The 15,477-nt window shown below is 67.3% G+C and carries 9 protein-coding genes; 7 read left to right on the forward strand and 2 right to left on the reverse strand.

The window, feature by feature from the left end; translation table 11 throughout:
* The first annotated feature begins 8 nt into the window (after positions 1 to 8).
* From AC2EBU_RS06890 to AC2EBU_RS06900, 3 genes are all read left to right on the forward strand, one after another.
* Positions 9 to 1,160, forward strand: a complete 1,152-nt coding sequence (locus AC2EBU_RS06890; RefSeq protein WP_484609621.1) for an FAD-dependent monooxygenase — start codon at positions 9 to 11, stop codon at positions 1,158 to 1,160.
* A gap of 184 nt (positions 1,161 to 1,344) precedes the next feature.
* Positions 1,345 to 1,869 carry a C40 family peptidase gene (locus AC2EBU_RS06895; RefSeq protein WP_484609622.1) on the forward strand — a complete coding sequence of 175 codons (525 nt, stop codon included), beginning with the start codon at positions 1,345 to 1,347 and terminating at the stop codon, positions 1,867 to 1,869.
* A 312-nt stretch (positions 1,870 to 2,181) separates the two neighbouring features.
* Positions 2,182 to 3,384 (forward strand): ammonium transporter, encoded by a 1,203-nt coding sequence (locus tag AC2EBU_RS06900; protein ID WP_484609623.1) that lies wholly within the window; start codon positions 2,182 to 2,184, stop codon positions 3,382 to 3,384.
* Positions 3,385 to 3,402: 18 nt separating this feature from the next.
* On the opposite strand, the gene AC2EBU_RS06905 is transcribed toward AC2EBU_RS06900, so the two are convergent.
* Together AC2EBU_RS06905 and AC2EBU_RS06910 are read right to left on the reverse strand one after the other, a co-directional pair.
* On the reverse strand, positions 3,403 to 5,277 hold the full coding sequence (locus tag AC2EBU_RS06905; protein WP_484609624.1) for a sensor histidine kinase: 1,875 nt from the start codon (positions 5,275 to 5,277) through the stop codon (positions 3,403 to 3,405).
* On the reverse strand, positions 5,274 to 6,011 hold the full coding sequence (locus AC2EBU_RS06910) for a response regulator (RefSeq protein WP_484609625.1): 738 nt from the start codon (positions 6,009 to 6,011) through the stop codon (positions 5,274 to 5,276). The genes AC2EBU_RS06905 and AC2EBU_RS06910 overlap by 4 nt, the downstream gene beginning before the upstream one ends.
* A 140-nt stretch (positions 6,012 to 6,151) precedes the next feature.
* Here AC2EBU_RS06910 and AC2EBU_RS06915 point away from each other — a divergent pair, with 140 nt between their 5' ends.
* The 4 genes from AC2EBU_RS06915 (at position 6,152) to AC2EBU_RS06930 (ending at position 15,440) form a co-directional block, all read left to right on the forward strand.
* The gene (locus AC2EBU_RS06915) at positions 6,152 to 7,282 is read left to right on the forward strand and encodes a hypothetical protein (protein WP_484609626.1); all 1,131 of its coding nucleotides are present in this window, start codon (positions 6,152 to 6,154) and stop codon (positions 7,280 to 7,282) included.
* A gap of 153 nt (positions 7,283 to 7,435) precedes the next feature.
* Complete coding sequence (locus tag AC2EBU_RS06920) at positions 7,436 to 8,203, forward strand: hypothetical protein (protein ID WP_484609627.1); 768 nt, start codon at positions 7,436 to 7,438, stop codon at positions 8,201 to 8,203.
* 518 nt (positions 8,204 to 8,721) lie between these two features.
* Positions 8,722 to 9,264, forward strand: a complete 543-nt coding sequence (locus tag AC2EBU_RS06925; RefSeq protein WP_484609628.1) for a phasin family protein — start codon at positions 8,722 to 8,724, stop codon at positions 9,262 to 9,264.
* Positions 9,265 to 9,440: 176 nt separating this feature from the next.
* On the forward strand, positions 9,441 to 15,440 hold the full coding sequence (locus AC2EBU_RS06930; protein WP_484609629.1) for an alpha-2-macroglobulin family protein: 6,000 nt from the start codon (positions 9,441 to 9,443) through the stop codon (positions 15,438 to 15,440).
* Positions 15,441 to 15,477 lie beyond the last annotated feature (37 nt).

Consider the following 15,477-nt stretch of genomic DNA (forward strand, 5'->3'; position numbering starts at 1 on the left):
GACACCCCATGAAGATCGCCATCATCGGTGCCGGCCCCGCCGGCCTGACCTTTGCCGCGCTGATGAAGCGCCAGGACCCGCGCCACGAGATCACCCTGTACGAGCGCGGCCCGCGCAGCGCCACCTGGGGCTTCGGCGTGGTGTTTTCCGACCGGGCGCTGGAATTCCTGCGCGCCGACGACGAGGATCTCTACCAGTACCTGACGCCGCACATGGAGACCTGGCCGCACCTCACGATCCAGGTCAACGACACGCGCATCCCTATCACCGGCAACGGCTTTTCCGCCACCGGCCGGCTGGAACTGCTGACGCTGCTGTACGCCTATGTGGAGCGGCTGGGCGTGTCCATCGCGTTCGAGCGCGACATCACCTCGCTGAACGAGCTGCAGGACGCCGACCTGATCGTCGGCGCCAACGGTGCGTTCTCCTGGGTGCGCACCGAGAACGAAGCCGCCTTCGGCACCACCACCGACTGGCGGCCGAACCGCTTCATCTGGTACGGCACCAGCCAGGTGTTCGACAGCCTGTCATTGACGTTCCGCGACACGCCCCACGGCGTGTTCTGCGCGCACCATTACCGCTACAGCGCCGGCATGAGCACCTTCCTGGTGGAGGTGGAAGACGCCACCTGGCGCCGCGCCGGCTTCGAGACGATGAGCCCCGAGGACACCATCCGCCACTGCGAGCAGGTGTTCGCCCCCGACCTGGGCGGCCACCCCATCCTGTCGAACAACTCCTACTGGCGCCAGTTTCCCGCGATCTGGAACGATCGCTGGAGCTTCGGCAAGGTGGTGCTGATGGGCGACGCGCTGCGCACCGCGCATTTCTCCATCGGCTCCGGCACGCGGCTGGCCATGGAAGACGCGGTGGCGCTGGCCAAGGCCTTCCGCGAGCACGGCACCGATGTGCCCGCCGCGCTGGCCGCCTACCAGCAGCTGCGCCTGCCGCCCATGAAGAAGATCTGGGACGCGGCCAACATCAGCCTGCGCTGGTACGAGCACATGGACGAGCACCTGCGCACGATGAACCCGGTGGAATTCGCCTACAGCTACATGACCCGCACCGGCCGTGTCAGTCACGCCGAGGTGCAGCGCCGCGACCCGGCGCTGGCCGAGGCCTATGCGCGCCAACACCCCGAGGTGCTGACCCCGGCCGCGTGAACCGGCGGCGGCCAACAAACGCCTGCCGGGCAGGCCATGGCGGCGGCGGGACCGCCCCGGCGGGAAATTTCAAGACTTTTTGGCCCTTACCCAGCGTCAAAAGGTCATTGTTTGCTCTTTTTTTCGAAGCGATCAGGCCACCCCGGGCCGGTGCGGAATCACGCGCCGCGCTATCCTGCGCAGCATGCGCCGCCCATCCGAAATGCCCGTCCGCTTCACCGCCGCCGCCGCACTGGCGCTGGCGGCGCTGCTCGCGGGTTGCGGCAGCGCACCGGTGCAGGCGCCGGAACCCACCGTGCCGTCCCCGTCGTTTCCCGAGGTGGCCGGGCGCCTGACCGAGGCACAGGCCCAGCACGTCACCATCACCGCGCTCGGGCTGGTGGGCACGCCCTACCGCTACGGCGGCAACACCCCGGAATCGGGTTTTGACTGCAGCGGCCTGATTGCCTGGGTGTACCGCACCGAGGCGGGCCTGGTGCCACCCCGCACCGTGGCCGCGCTGCAGGGCTGGGGGCAGCCTGTGCCGGCCGAAGCCGTGCGCACTGGCGATCTGGTGCTGTTCGGCAACGGCGGGCCGCCCACCCATGCCGGCATCGTGGTGGGTGAAGGCCGCTTCGTGCACGCGCCCTCCACCGGCGGGCGGGTGCGGCTGGAGAAACTCTCCGCCCCGCACTGGGCGCGTCAGCAGATCAGCTTCCGGCGGCCGTAAACCGCGAACGCACCGTTCGCTGCCCGGCGCGCCAGGCGCCGCCCGGGCCCGGCAGGCCCGCGCCGGGGCCTATGCCCCGGTTCAAGGCCGATTTTCTGCCATACCCATCACAAAATGGTCGTCTGACGCTCTCTTTTGTGGAGCGTTGACCGGCTGCGCCAATGCGGTGCAATTTTCCAAACCGGGACAAAGCTGGCGCCAACCGCCACACACTGGTGCGATATTTGCTTTCCTCTGGTGCAAGCGCGCGAAAACACCCCGTTTCGGCGCTCGATACGCACCAATATCAACCATCACTCCCGGAGAACTCTCATGGATGCACTGAAACAGGGCGCCGATGCCCTGTTCATTTTGCTGGGCGGCATCATGGTCCTGGCCATGCACGCCGGATTCGCCTTTCTGGAACTCGGCACGGTCCGCAAAAAAAACCAGGTCAATGCGCTGGTGAAAATCCTGGTCGACTTTTCTGTTTCGACCATCGCCTACTTTTTTGTCGGCTATGCCGTGGCCTATGGCACCAGCTTCTTCGTGGGCGCCGAGCAGCTGGCGCAGAAAAACGGCTATGACCTGGTGAAGTTTTTCTTCCTGCTGACCTTTGCCGCAGCCATTCCGGCAATCATCTCCGGCGGCATCGCCGAGCGTGCGCGGTTCTGGCCCCAGCTGATTGCAACCGCGGTCATCGTCGGCTTTTTCTATCCGTTCTTCGAAGGCATCGCCTGGAACGGGCACTTCGGGGTCCAGCCGTGGATCGAATCGGTGACCGGCGCCACCTTCCATGACTTTGCCGGCTCGGTCGTCGTCCATGCTGTGGGCGGCTGGATTGCGCTTCCGGCGGTCATCCTGCTGGGCGCCCGGGCGAACCGCTATCGCAAGGACGGCGGCATGTCCGCCCACCCGCCCAGCAGCATTCCATTTCTGGCCCTGGGAGCCTGGGTGCTGTGCGTGGGCTGGTTCGGCTTCAACGTGATGAGCGCGCAGACCCTGGACAAGATCTCCGGCCTGGTGGCGGTCAATTCGCTGATGGCCATGGTCGGCGGCACGCTGGCCGCGCTGGTGGCGGGAAAAAATGACCCCGGTTTCGTCCACAACGGCCCCTTGGCCGGCCTGGTCGCCGTCTGTGCCGGCTCGGATGTGATGCACCCGATGGGTGCGCTGGTGGTGGGTGCGGTGGCCGGTGTGCTTTTTGTGGTGATGTTCACCGCCACGCAGAACCGCTGGAAGATTGACGATGTACTCGGCGTCTGGCCCCTGCACGGCCTGTGCGGCACCTGGGGCGGCATCGCGGCCGGGATATTCGGCCAGCAGGCACTCGGCGGCCTGGGCGGCGTGAGCTTTGGCGCGCAGCTGATCGGCACCAGCCTGGGCGTGATCTGGGCGGTTTTCGGTGGTGTGGTGGTCTACGGTCTGCTCAAGGCCACCATGGGGCTGCGTCTGGACGCCGAGGAAGAATACGAAGGTGCCGACCTGACCATCCACAAGATCAGCGCCACGCCGGACCGCGAGGTGAGCTGGTAAGGGGGCCAGCGGGCAGCCTCAGTGCGCCGCAGGTCCCTGTCGCTCGGCGTCGGGGAACAGCAGCAGGCGAACCCGGCTGCCGGAGGCGCTCGCCGATGTTTCCAGGCGAGCTCCGAGCAGGTCGGCTCGCTTGCGCATGTTGGCCAGGCCTTTTCCGCGGTCGCCAGACATCGGCTGTGCCGCGGCAAGGCCGTGCCCGTTGTCCTGAATGTCCACGATCACAGCCTCCGAACTTGGGTCGAACGACAGCGACAGTGCGATCTCCGAGCCGCCGGAATGCTTGATCGCATTGGTCAGCGCTTCTTCAACGATGCGCTGCACATGCAGCACGTCCGAGGTGGACAGGTCCAGGCGAGCCGTGGACTCGTCGGCGTGCCATACCAGCGCGAAACCGGCCGCATTCAGCCGCGGCTCCAGCCGATAACGCAAGTTGCCGATCACCGTGGCCAGGTCGCCCTCATGGGGTTCCATCGCGTCCATGAACAGGCGCATCTCCGTCAGCGCATCCTGCAAAACCCCACGGGCCACCTCCGATTGGCCCTCGCGCCGAAGGATGTGCAGTGCCGCAGTGAGCTTCCCGCCAACGCCATCGTGCATTTCCTGGGCCAGACGGGCGCGTTCATCGCCCAGAAGACGCGACCGTTCGGCTTTGCGCATTGATTCGAACGCCTGCTCCAGGTCAATGCGCGCCTGATGAACCTGTCGCTCCAGAGTCTGACTGAGGCTTCGGTAGTGGCGAAGCATGCCGTCAAACCGGCCGGCGGTCACAAAACCCCAGAGCACAAGGAACAGGGGGCCAAGGTACAGAGGGACCTGCAGGTTGCTGGCGGTCAGGGGCGTCCCGAAACGCGCCATATTCACCGCGGAGGACACCACCTGGAAAGCGGACAAGGAGACGATGATCAGTATTTCGCGGTCGCGAGGCAGTTGCCGGCTGGCAATTCCGTGGGCTGAGAGCCAGCCCACCGCCAGCACGCCGTAGGCGACCAGGGCCCAGCGGTGCCACTGTGCAGTCTGCCCGCCCGCCATGAGCGCCAGGGCCAACACGGCGCCGAGCCCGAGCACCACGCGCTCGCCCGGCCCGCCCTCGGGCACCATACGCCGCCAGCCGTAACAACTCAGAAAAGCCAGACTTGCGAGGTTGCACAGCACCGTCACCTGCCCGGAGAAAGACCGCTGGTCTGGCAGCCCCAGCCCATGAATCAGCAGCCATCGCCCGGACAAGGTCAGCGTCGCCAGCACCAGGTAGGTGGTCAGCGCATCACCCGGCCGAACCACCCAGTAAAGAACGGCCGCCAGACAGATACCCAGTGCCATACCGGCAAAAAGCAACTGGAAGAGCACCGCCCGGTAGCGGGACTCTCCCACGGCCTGCACGATCTCGGCGCGCTGGCCCGCCTCAATCGTTCCGATTTCACCCAAGTATCCGGCCGGGGCGACCAGCACCCCTTCCAGCGTCCCGCCATGAAGCGCCAGTGACGGCGGCAACACAATAGCCATCGGCATCAGGGGGTTGCGGGCATCCAGCATCGACGGCATATCGACGGACTGGCCGTTCCACCGCAGATGCAAGGTTCCCAGCACGCGGCTGACCGCCAGCGCTTCGGTACCCGGGGCGATCGTGAGTCGAACCGGCGCGGTCGTATCGTGATCCAGCCGCGCGCGCGCCATGTGCCAGGGCAGCGTGACCGTCCTGGCGTTGCCCGCCTCGTCCAGTTGCTCGAACACCACCGGCGAGGCAGTGCGCTCTTGCGCCATGGCCGCATGGAAGAACAGTACCAGCCAACATGCCACCACCAGGCGCACCAGCACCCCGGCAACCTGCCCCGGCGCCGCCGGCCCCGTTGCGACGGGCCATGCGTGCAGTCTCCCGACAATGGCTTTGGCGGTCACGATCCGGGTCGATCGATCAGGTCCCGCCGCTGGGCCTCGAAAATAGCCGCAGCGCGGGAGTTGACGGCCAGCTTCTGGTAGATGCGTTTGACATGGGAAATGACCGTGTGGGGCGAAATGAACAATTTTTCGGCAATTTCTGCATGCCGGTACCCGCGCGCAACCAGGGACAGCACCTGTCGCTCGCGCTCGCTCAACGGCTCGGCCAGCGGCACCACCGTCGGGCGGTGCGGGGAATCGGCCGCCACATCGCCAATACCCTGAAAACGCCTCAGCAATTGTCGGGCAATGCTGGGCGTGATGGGCGATCCCCCGCGACGCAGCGTATCGAGGTGGGAGGTAATCTCGTCCGCTTCCGCGCTTTTGAGAATGTACCCGGTTGCCCCCGCCTCGATGCTGCCCAGCACATGCGCCTCGTCGCCGAACATGCTGATGACCAGAATGTCGCAGGCGGGGTGCGCCCGCGCGCAGGCGCGGATCACATCCAGACCTGAACCGTCCGGAAGACCCAGGTCCGTCATCAACACCTTCGGGGCCAGGCACTCCAGGGCCCGCAGGGCGCTGCGGCAGTCGTCACAGGCAGCAAGAACGCGATAGCCATCGCTGCGGTCAAGTACGGCGGCGAATCGTTCACGGGTGTGTGGATCGTCCTCAACCAGCAGGACACCGACCCGCCCGGATTCCGGCGGGTCGCCGGCGGAATCCGACATCGGCGAAAAAGGCGGCGCAACCATGCCCAGGATTAGACCGCCGAACCCGCCAGCGCCGAATACCAATTTTTTGGGATTGAAGTCGACATCCCCAGCCGCGACCATCACCCCATTGCATTTTCAGTCGGGCCCGGTACCCGGCGCCACACATCAGGAGGCAGGACATGGCAGCATTCTTCGGTCGCATCGGGCTGCGGATATGGGTCGCTACCCTGCTGACGCTGACACTGTCGGCCTGCAAAACCCACTGGGCCACCATCAGTGGAAGCGCCACCCACCATATTGCCGCCAGCCCCGTCGTGTCGCTGAACTGGCAAGTCGATCTGGGGGGACTTCACGCCCTGGAACCCACCCGCTACAACCTCGAGATCTTCAATGCGCAGAACGAGCGGATTGCCCTGCTGTCCGTGGCCGGGCCATCCGGCTGCTGCACGACGAGCCAGCCCGAGAACCGGTCCGTGGTGACCGCTGACGGCGAGATTCGAGCCACCGGCACTTACAGAGGTCAGCAAAGCAACAAAATCCATGTCGGCACTGCGGTTATCCAGGCCACTTTCGATATCGACCAGCTTCGCGCGATGCACGGGTCCAGCCCGGTACAGGCGCGTTTGGCCATGGTACCGCTGGGCGGCGCCAATAAATCCGCCAGCAACGTCAGCCTGATCGATCTGCGCAGCAGCGTGCAGATCATCACTCCGCGGCTGGACCTCCAGGCCGGCGAGCGGGCAACCGTCGCCTACGCCGGCCCCCGACCGGCCGGCAGCACCGTGAACTGGCGCACCAGCGGGCCGGGCGGCACCAGCATCCAGACGACCATGACTTGCGACCGCCTGGCCGAAGGGGTCGGCTGCCAGGTCGCCGAAACGGCCGCCCCGGCCTATTACTACCGCACCGGTGCATTGGCAACGACCGGGCAGTATGTGGTGACTGCCGAGGTGCGCTCTCCGGCCGGTGAACTGGCCAGCGTATCGACCGCGCTGATCAATGTGCAGCAGGCCGCCGAAGCACGCATGGTTCGCTACGACCCTGAGCAGCGGCTCGTCCTCGGCGTGCCGGTCCAGTTGGATGCGACGGGGTCGTACATTCCCGCCGGTGCCACGGTGCGCTATGTGATCGCCGGCACGACCGTGGCGGGCGAGATCGCCGGGCCCGCAACCTTGACCCCGACGGTCACCTTTCTCCGCAATCCGGGCGCCAGCACGGCCGTTGAAATGCACATTACCTACGCCGGCCGCACTGTCACCACGACAGTGCCACTGGGCAACTTCGTCTCTGTCACGGGGGCTTCGAGCTGAACAATCATGATTTGCACGCCTGTATCTCGTGTTTCCCGCTTGTTCCGTCCGGCGTCGTTTGCACCCGTAGGGCCGCTTCTTGCGCTGGCATGCATCGTCGCCCCATTGACCGGATGCGGCAATAGCGCCAGCACCAAAGCCCCACTGGCGCCGGTGGCGCTCGTCACCGCCTTGCCCTCCATACCGCTCAACACCACCGCGCAGGCGGCGGTAGACCAGATCCTCGCAACTGGAGTCAGCCCGCTGGATGCCGCCACGGCGCTCCAGCGCATGGCCCAGATCCAGGCGTCCGCCGGCGGTTTCAACCTCGCGGTCAGCCAGGCGATGGGAGTGGCGTACGCCGCGCAGGCGGGTGTCGGTGGACTCGCGCTGACCCAAGCGTTGGAGTCAATCTCGGCGACCTCGCCCGGATCGGTCTCGCCGGTCACGGGCGCCAGCACGGAGAACGCCGTCGCCGCACTGACGGGCTTCCCGGCCGGTCTCGACACCGCGGCGAAGGCGCAGTTTGCCCTGCAGATGGAGCAGGGACGTGCTGCCCTGGAACTGCTGGCCCCGGCAGGTGCTTCGGTCGCGGCATTTCCCGCGAGTGTGCAAAAGGAGATCGCAGTCACGGCCTCGCTGCATGCGGTGCGTCTGGTCAAGCAGGTCGCCGGGACGGCCTTCCCGATGAACATGAGTGCGGGAGAGTTCGAGGCGGCGGTCGGCGCCAACTTTACGCCTGCCGTACAGGCCGAACTGGGGCGCACCGTCTCACTGGCACTGCAGACACGCGCCCAAGTGGAGCAATCCTTTTCTGACGGCAATGACGCGACGACGCAGGTCGTGCGCGCCATGCTTTCCGCAATGACCGGCACCGAGACATCCGGTACGGTGACCGCGGCCGATCTGATGCGCCTTGGCGCCGCGCTGCGGTCCTTTTGAGGCAAGGTCAATGGCGGTGGGCGGCGCGACCGTTCGACCGACCGACCGACCGACCGACCGACCGACCGACCGACCGACCGACCGACCGACCGACCGACCGACCGACCGCCAGCGGATGATCGCGCAAAGCCGTCCGGCACGGCGGTTTCGTAGACAAAGTGCCCATAACCAACGTAAAAAGGTCGCTTTTTGCTATTTTTTTTGCATTGAGTTGCGGGTCCGTACTCCGCTCTTCATTTCCTCACGGCAGCCCTTCGGCAGCTTAAGACCCCGATGACCAGCACAACGACGGGGCACGCCCGCCAACCCGGCGCGCCACCGCGGCCCAGGCGGCCTGGCTCCGCCCGAGCCCCGAATTAGGTCGCGTCATCTAAATGATGTTGCAGTGCAACATTTTTTCCCCAAAGCCCCGGGTTTTCCCTATACTCGCACTCATGTTGCACTGCAACATAGCCACGGGCGGTGGTTTGGATCAGGCCGACGCCCACTTTGAAACTGTCCTTACCCAGGAGTCCGCCATGACCAACCCCGTTGACCAATTCACCGCCGTCCACAAAGCCAACCTGAAGGCTCTGCAAGGCTTCACCACCCAGGCTTACGCCGGCTTCGAAAAGCTGGTGGAACTGAACCTGGCCGCTTCCAAAGCAGTGATGGACGAGTCCTTCAGCCACGCCCAGGCCGTGATGTCCGCCAAGGACCCGCAAGAGCTGATGGCCCTGCAAGCCGGCCTGGTCCAGCCCATGGCTGACAAGTCCACCGCCTATGCGCAGCATGTCCAGTCCATCCTGAACGGCAGCAGCACCGAGTTCACCAAAGCCGTTGAAGCCAAAGCCGCCGAAGCGCAAAAGGCTTTCGCCAGCGCACTGGACAACCTGGCCAAGAACGCCCCGGCCGGTACCGAGCCTGCGTTTGCCGCATTCAAGACCGCCCTGACAGCCAGCCAGAACGCCATGGAAACCGCACAGAACCAGGCCAAGAAAGCGGTCGAAACCGCCCAGGCGAGCCTCAGCACCGCCGCAACGCAAGCCGCCGACGCAATCAAGAAGGCCACCAAGGTCTGATTGCGCCGCTCCGGCGAAACAGCCGGCCCGCCGCACCCGGGTGCGCACGGAGCCGCTGATGTAGCGCCACCACGGCACCTTCGGGTGCCGTTTTTTTTCCTGCGACCCGTCGCGCGGCGCCATCACCCAAGGCCGATTTGTTACGCTCTGCCCCTGTACCGCGACCGGGGGGCACCATGTTTTTTCGCCGTTTCGCCGGGGCCATTGCCCTGTTGCTGGGAGCAGCCAATTGCCACGCGCTGACCGTCACCTCGCTGTCGCCGCAGGGCGAAGTGGCCCAGGTACGGCAACTGGTCGCCCGATTCGACGAACCCGCCGTGGTCTTCGGCGACGCGCGGGCTGCCGCGCCGCTGAGCCTGCGCTGCAGCGACGCCCAGGCCACCCGGGGCAGCGGACGCTGGAACAACGACCGGGAATGGGTTTTCCAGTTCGACGAGGACCTGCCGCCCGGCCTGGTCTGCACCGTACAACGGATGCCCGGTTTCCGTTCACCCCGTGGCACCGAGATCAGCGGTCCGGACAGCTGGCGTTTCACCACCGGCGGGCCCTTCGTGCAGTCGGTACGCCCCGGCAGCTGGGAGCGGATTGACGAGGAGCAGGTTTTCCTGCTGCAGCTCAACGGCCCGGCCACCCAGCAATCGGTGACGGAAAAGGTCTGGTGTTCCGTCGAGGGACTGGGCGAGCGCGTTCCCGTGCGCTGGGTGGATGGCGCCACCCGCGCGGCGCTGCTCAAATCCCTTTACCTGGACAAGGCGGCCGCCAAAGACCCGGCCCGTTTCCCCGCCCTGGCCTGCGCCCGCCGCCTGCCGGCAGGCGCGCGGGTCACCCTGGTCTACGGCGCCGGGGTGGCAACGCCATCCGGAGTCGCCAGCCGCAGCCCGCAACGCTTTGCCTGGCAGGTCCGTGAGCCCTTTGCTGCCGAGTTCAGCTGCGAGCGCGAAAATGCCCAGGCCGGCTGCCTGCCCATCCGGCCGATGCGCCTGGTCTTCAACGCGCCGGTCGACCGCAAGCTGGCGTCGGCCATCACACTGAAAGCCGACGGACGGGTCATTGCGGCCAAACCCGAGGCTGACCCCGGTGAGGGCAACAGCGCTGTCACCGCCGTGCGTTTCGACAGCCCGCTGCCCGAGCGCACCCCGTTCCGGATCGAGCTGCCCGCCGGTTTCCAGGACAGTTCGGGCCGCAGCCTGCGCAATGCCGCCAACTTTCCCCTTCCAGTCACCACGGCACCCATGCCGCCGCTGGCCAAGTTTGCCGCCGCGCCCTTCGGGGTCGTGGAGCGATTTGCCGAGGGGGCGGAGGGCCCGGCCCTGTTGCCCGTGACGCTGCGCAATGTCGAAGCGGCCCTGCCGATCCAGAGCCTGGCCGCCAGCCGGGTCAGCACGCTGCAGCCCCGCACCGACGCGGAGATCATCGCCTGGTACCGCAAGGTTCAACGTTTTCATGGTTTCACCGTGGCACGTGAGCAGGCCGCCGCTGAGGTCAAGGGACCGCTGCCACGGCCACTGGATCCGCAGGATTCGCGTGTGCAAACCCGCATGCTCTCGCTGCTGGCCGGACAGGCCGGTGTGCAGACCCTGCAGTTGCCCCAGCCGACCGGCACCGGTACAGCGGCGGTGCCGCGACCGTTCGAGGTGGTGGGGATCCCCCTGGCGCCGGGTTTTCATGTCGTCGAAATCCAGTCCCCCTTGCTGGGGCGCTCGCTGCTGGATGAACGCCATGGCCCGGGCCGCACCATGGTGGTGCGGACTTCGGCACTGGTGACCAATCTGGGGGTGCACTTCAAGTTGGGCCGCGAAAACGCGCTCGCCTGGGTGACCACCCTCGACAAGGGCCTGCCCGTTGCCGGCGCGCGGGTCGCGGTGTCGTCCTGCGACGGCACGGTGCGGGCCACGGCGACCACCGACGCACAGGGTCTGGCCCGTTTCACCGGCTTGTCGCCGCGGCCACCGGCCTGCCCCACCCCGCGCCGCACCGCAACCGCGGAGGCCGACGAAGAGGAGCCGGTCGGCGAGGCCTGGTTCATCAGCGCCCGCGCCACCGACGCGCGCGGCGGCGACGAACTGGCCTTCACCTGGAGCCACTGGAATCGCGGCATCGAACCCTGGCGCTTCAACTTCCCCACCAGTCAGGAGGCCAGCCCGGACCAGCGCGCCCACAGCATCATGGACCGGGCCCTGCTGCGGGCCGGTGAAACCGTGTCGATGAAACACCTGATCCGTACCGAAACCTCCAATGGACTGGGTGTGCCGGGCGACCCCTTGCCGACCACCCTGGTGGTGACCCATGTGGGCAGCGGGCAGGAGTTCACCCAGCCGCTGACCTGGCGGCGCACCGCCACCGGTGGGCGCAGCGCGGAAAGCCAGTTTGCGGTGCCGCCGGCGGCCCGCCTGGGCCTGTACCAGATCGCGCTGCGCCATGGCGACGACGGGCCGATCGCGCGCCGGGGCCAGGTGCTGGAAACCGGCCAGTTCCGGGTCGAAGAATTCCGTCTGCCGGTGCTGGAGGGCCGGATCGGCCCGGCCGACCCGGCGGGCCTGGTGGCGCCGAAAAACGTGCCGGTGGGTGTACAGGTCAACTACGTCGCCGGCGGTCCTGCGGTGAACCTGCCGGTACGGGTGTCCGCACTGGTGCGGCCGCGCAACCTGCAGTTTGCCGACCATGAGGAGTTCAGCTTCCAGCCGCCGCGTGGTGCCCGCGCGGGCGGACATGAGGATGCCGAAGAAGAAAGCGCCTCCGGCCAGGACAGTCGGGTCATTGCCGACAAATTGCCCCTGACGCTGGACCGGCAAGGTGCCGGGCGAGTGAACGTCGACGCCGTGCCGGCCGCACCGCATGCCCGCGAACTGCTGCTGGAGGCCACCTACGCCGATCCCAATGGCGAGGTCCAGACGGTGCGCAGCACCAACCCGCTGTGGCCTGCGGCCGTGATCGCCGGCATCCGTACCGAAGGCTGGGTTTCCTCCGGCGCCCGCGCCCGACTGCAGGCGCTGGCGCTCGACCTGAACGGACGCCCGGCGGCCGGCGTGCCGCTGGACGTGCGCGCCGTGGCCCGCATCACCACCACCACGCGCAAACGCATGGTGGGGGGCTTTTACACCTACGACAACAAGACCGAGACCAAGGATCTGGGCAGTGTCTGCAGCGGCACCAGCGATTCCCGCGGCCTGCTCCTGTGCGAGGCGCGGCTCGACCAGGCGGGCGAGGTGGAACTGACGGTGACCGCCCGCGACCGCGATGGCCGCACCGCCCAGGCCGCCACCTCCGTCTGGGTCACCCGCCAGGGCGAGCTGTGGTTCGGGGGGGAGGACCACGACCGGATGGACCTTCTGCCGGAAAAAAAGAGCTACCAGCCCGGCGAGACCGCCCGACTCCAGGTTCGCATGCCTTTTCGCTTCGCCACAGCCCTGGTCACCGTCGAGCGTGAAGGCCTCATCAGCCAGCGCGTCGTCACGCTCAACGGACAGGACCCCACCGTGGAGTTGCCGATCCAGGACGGATGGGGGCCGAATGTGTATGTCAGTGTGCTGGCGCTGCGCGGTCGCCTGCGCGAGGTGCCCTGGTACAGCCTTTTTACCTGGGGTTACAAGGCCCCACGCGAATGGTGGCGCGCCTTCCGCCTGGAAGGCCGCGACTACATCGCCCCCAGCGCCCTGGTGGACCTGAGCAAACCGGCGTACCGCCTGGGTGTGGCCGAAATCCGGGTGGGCACCCAGGCGCACCGCATCGACGTGGCGGTCAAGGCCGACCAGGACCGGTATGCGGTTCGCACGACTGCCACCGTGACCATCACCGGCCGGCTGCCGGATGGCAAACCCGCCGCAGGTGCCGAAGTGGCGCTGGCCGCCGTTGACCAATCCCTGCTGGAGCTGATGCCCAATACCAGCTGGAACCTGCTGGAGGCCATGCTCCAGCGCCGCAGCTGGGGCGTGGAAACCTCCACCGCCCAGATGGAAATCATCGGCCGGCGGCACTACGGCCGCAAGGCCGTGCCCGCCGGCGGCGGTGGCGGCAAGAGTGCCACCCGGGAACTGCTGGACACACTGGCTCTGTGGAACCCCCGGGTGGTGCTGGACGCCAATGGCCAGGCCGTGGTGCGGGTACCGCTCAACGACACCCTGACGCGCTGGCGCATCGTTGCGGTCGCCGATGCCGCCACCGGCCTGTTCGGCACCGGGCAGACCACCGTGCAGACCGCGCAGGATTTGCAGATCATCAGCGGCCTGCCACCGCTGGTGCGCGAAGGTGACACGTTCCGCGCGGCCTTCACCCTGCGCAACACGACCGCCCGGGCCATGTCGGTCATCGCCACGCCCCGGGCCACCCTGCTGCAACTGGCCGCCCAGTCGGTGGACATCCCCCCTGGCGAATCGCGCGAGGTTGCCTGGTCGGTCACGGCACCCGAAGGCCTGGCGAACACCCGCGCCGAAGCCCTGCTGTGGGAGCTGGACGCCAAAGACAGCCGCTCGGGTGCCCGCGACGCCCTGAAGTCGCGCCAGCGGCTGATCCCCGCCGTGCCGCTGACCGTCCAGCAAGCCAGCCTGGCGCAACTGGACGGCCCTTTCAGTCTGGCCACAGCGGCCCCGGCGGATGCGCTGGCCCACGGCGGCACCGCCCGCGGCGGCATTCGCCTGGCGCTGCAGCCGCGACTGGCCGAGGGGCTGCCGGGCGTGCGCGACTGGTTCGCCGCGTACCCCTACTCCTGCCTTGAACAGAAGGCCAGCAAGGCCGTCGGCCTGCGGGATGCCCGGGCATGGCAGACGGTGGTGGCGCAGATTCCGACCTACCTCGACAGCGACGGCCTGGCGAGCTATTTCCCGCCCCGGGCGGGCGACGGCGCGCGCGGCAGCGACAGCCTCACGGCCTACCTGCTGGCGGCTGCGCATGAAGCTGCCGCGCTGAACCCGGTTTTTGCGCTGGACGATGCGGTCCGTGCGCCGATGGAGCGCGGCCTGATCGCCTTTGTCGAAGGGCGACTCCAGCGCACGCCCTGGGCACCCCGCAAGGACCTGGACATCCGCAAGCTGGCCGCGCTCGAAGCGCTGTCGCGCTATGGCAAGGTGCAGGCTCGCCTGCTGGGCAGCCTCACCGTCGCTCCCAACCAGTGGCCCACCAGCGCGGTGATCGACTGGCTGGCCATCCTCAAGCGTGTGCCGGATGTACCCCAGCGCGAGCAGCGGCTGGCAGAGGCGACCCAGATTCTGAAATCGCGCCTGAACTGGCAGGGCACCAAGCTGACCTTCAGCACCGAGCAAAGCGACCACTGGTGGTGGCTGATGACCAACGGTGACGTGAATACCGCCCGCCTGCTGCTGGCGGCCCTGGACGACCCCGCCTGGCGGGACGACATCGGCCGCCTGGCCAGCGGTTTCATCGCCCGCCAGCAGCGTGGTGCCTGGTCCACCACCACGGCCAACCTCTGGGGCGGACTGGCCCTGGAGAAGTTCTCCGCGCGCTTCGAAGCCACACCGGTCGCCGGCAGCACCCGTGCCAGCCTGGGCACCGCCACCGCGACCATCGACTGGGCCCGGGTCGAACGGGTCAAACCCGGCGACACCGGTGGCGCACCGCACCAGACCACCCTGTTCGGCGCCCCCGCCGCAACAGCCGCCCTGCGCGGCAACACCGCGCTGCTGCCCTGGTCGCCACGGCCCGAGAGCCTGACCGTGAACCACCAGGGCAGCGGCAAACCCTGGCTGACCTTGCAGTCCCTGGCGGCCGTTGAACTGAAAGCGCCGCTGAACGCCGGCTACCAGATCACCCGCCGTGTCACGGCCGTCGAACAAGCGGTACCGGGCAGCTTCACGCGCGGCGATGTGCTGCGCGTGACACTGGAGGTCAACGCCGCCGCGGACATGAGCTGGGTGGTCATCACCGACCCGGTACCCGGCGGTGCCACCATCCTGGGCACCGGGCTGGGGCGGGATTCCGAAATCGCCACACAGGGCGAAAAACGCGACGGTGCGGCCTGGCCCGCGTTCGAAGAACGCAGTTTCGAAGCGTTTCGCAGCTACTACGACTATGTGCCCAAAGGGGTGCTGACCGTGCAGTACACGCTGCGCCTGAACAATGCGGGCAACTTTGCGCTGCCGCCAACCCGGGTCGAGGCGATGTACGCCCCCGAGATGTTCGGCGAGGCGCCCAACGCCCGGATGAAGGTCGAGGCGGCGAAGTGAAACGCCCTGCCCGGCGCAGCCTGGTTGCTCTGCTATG

Source organism: Curvibacter sp. T50, assembly GCF_057219955.1.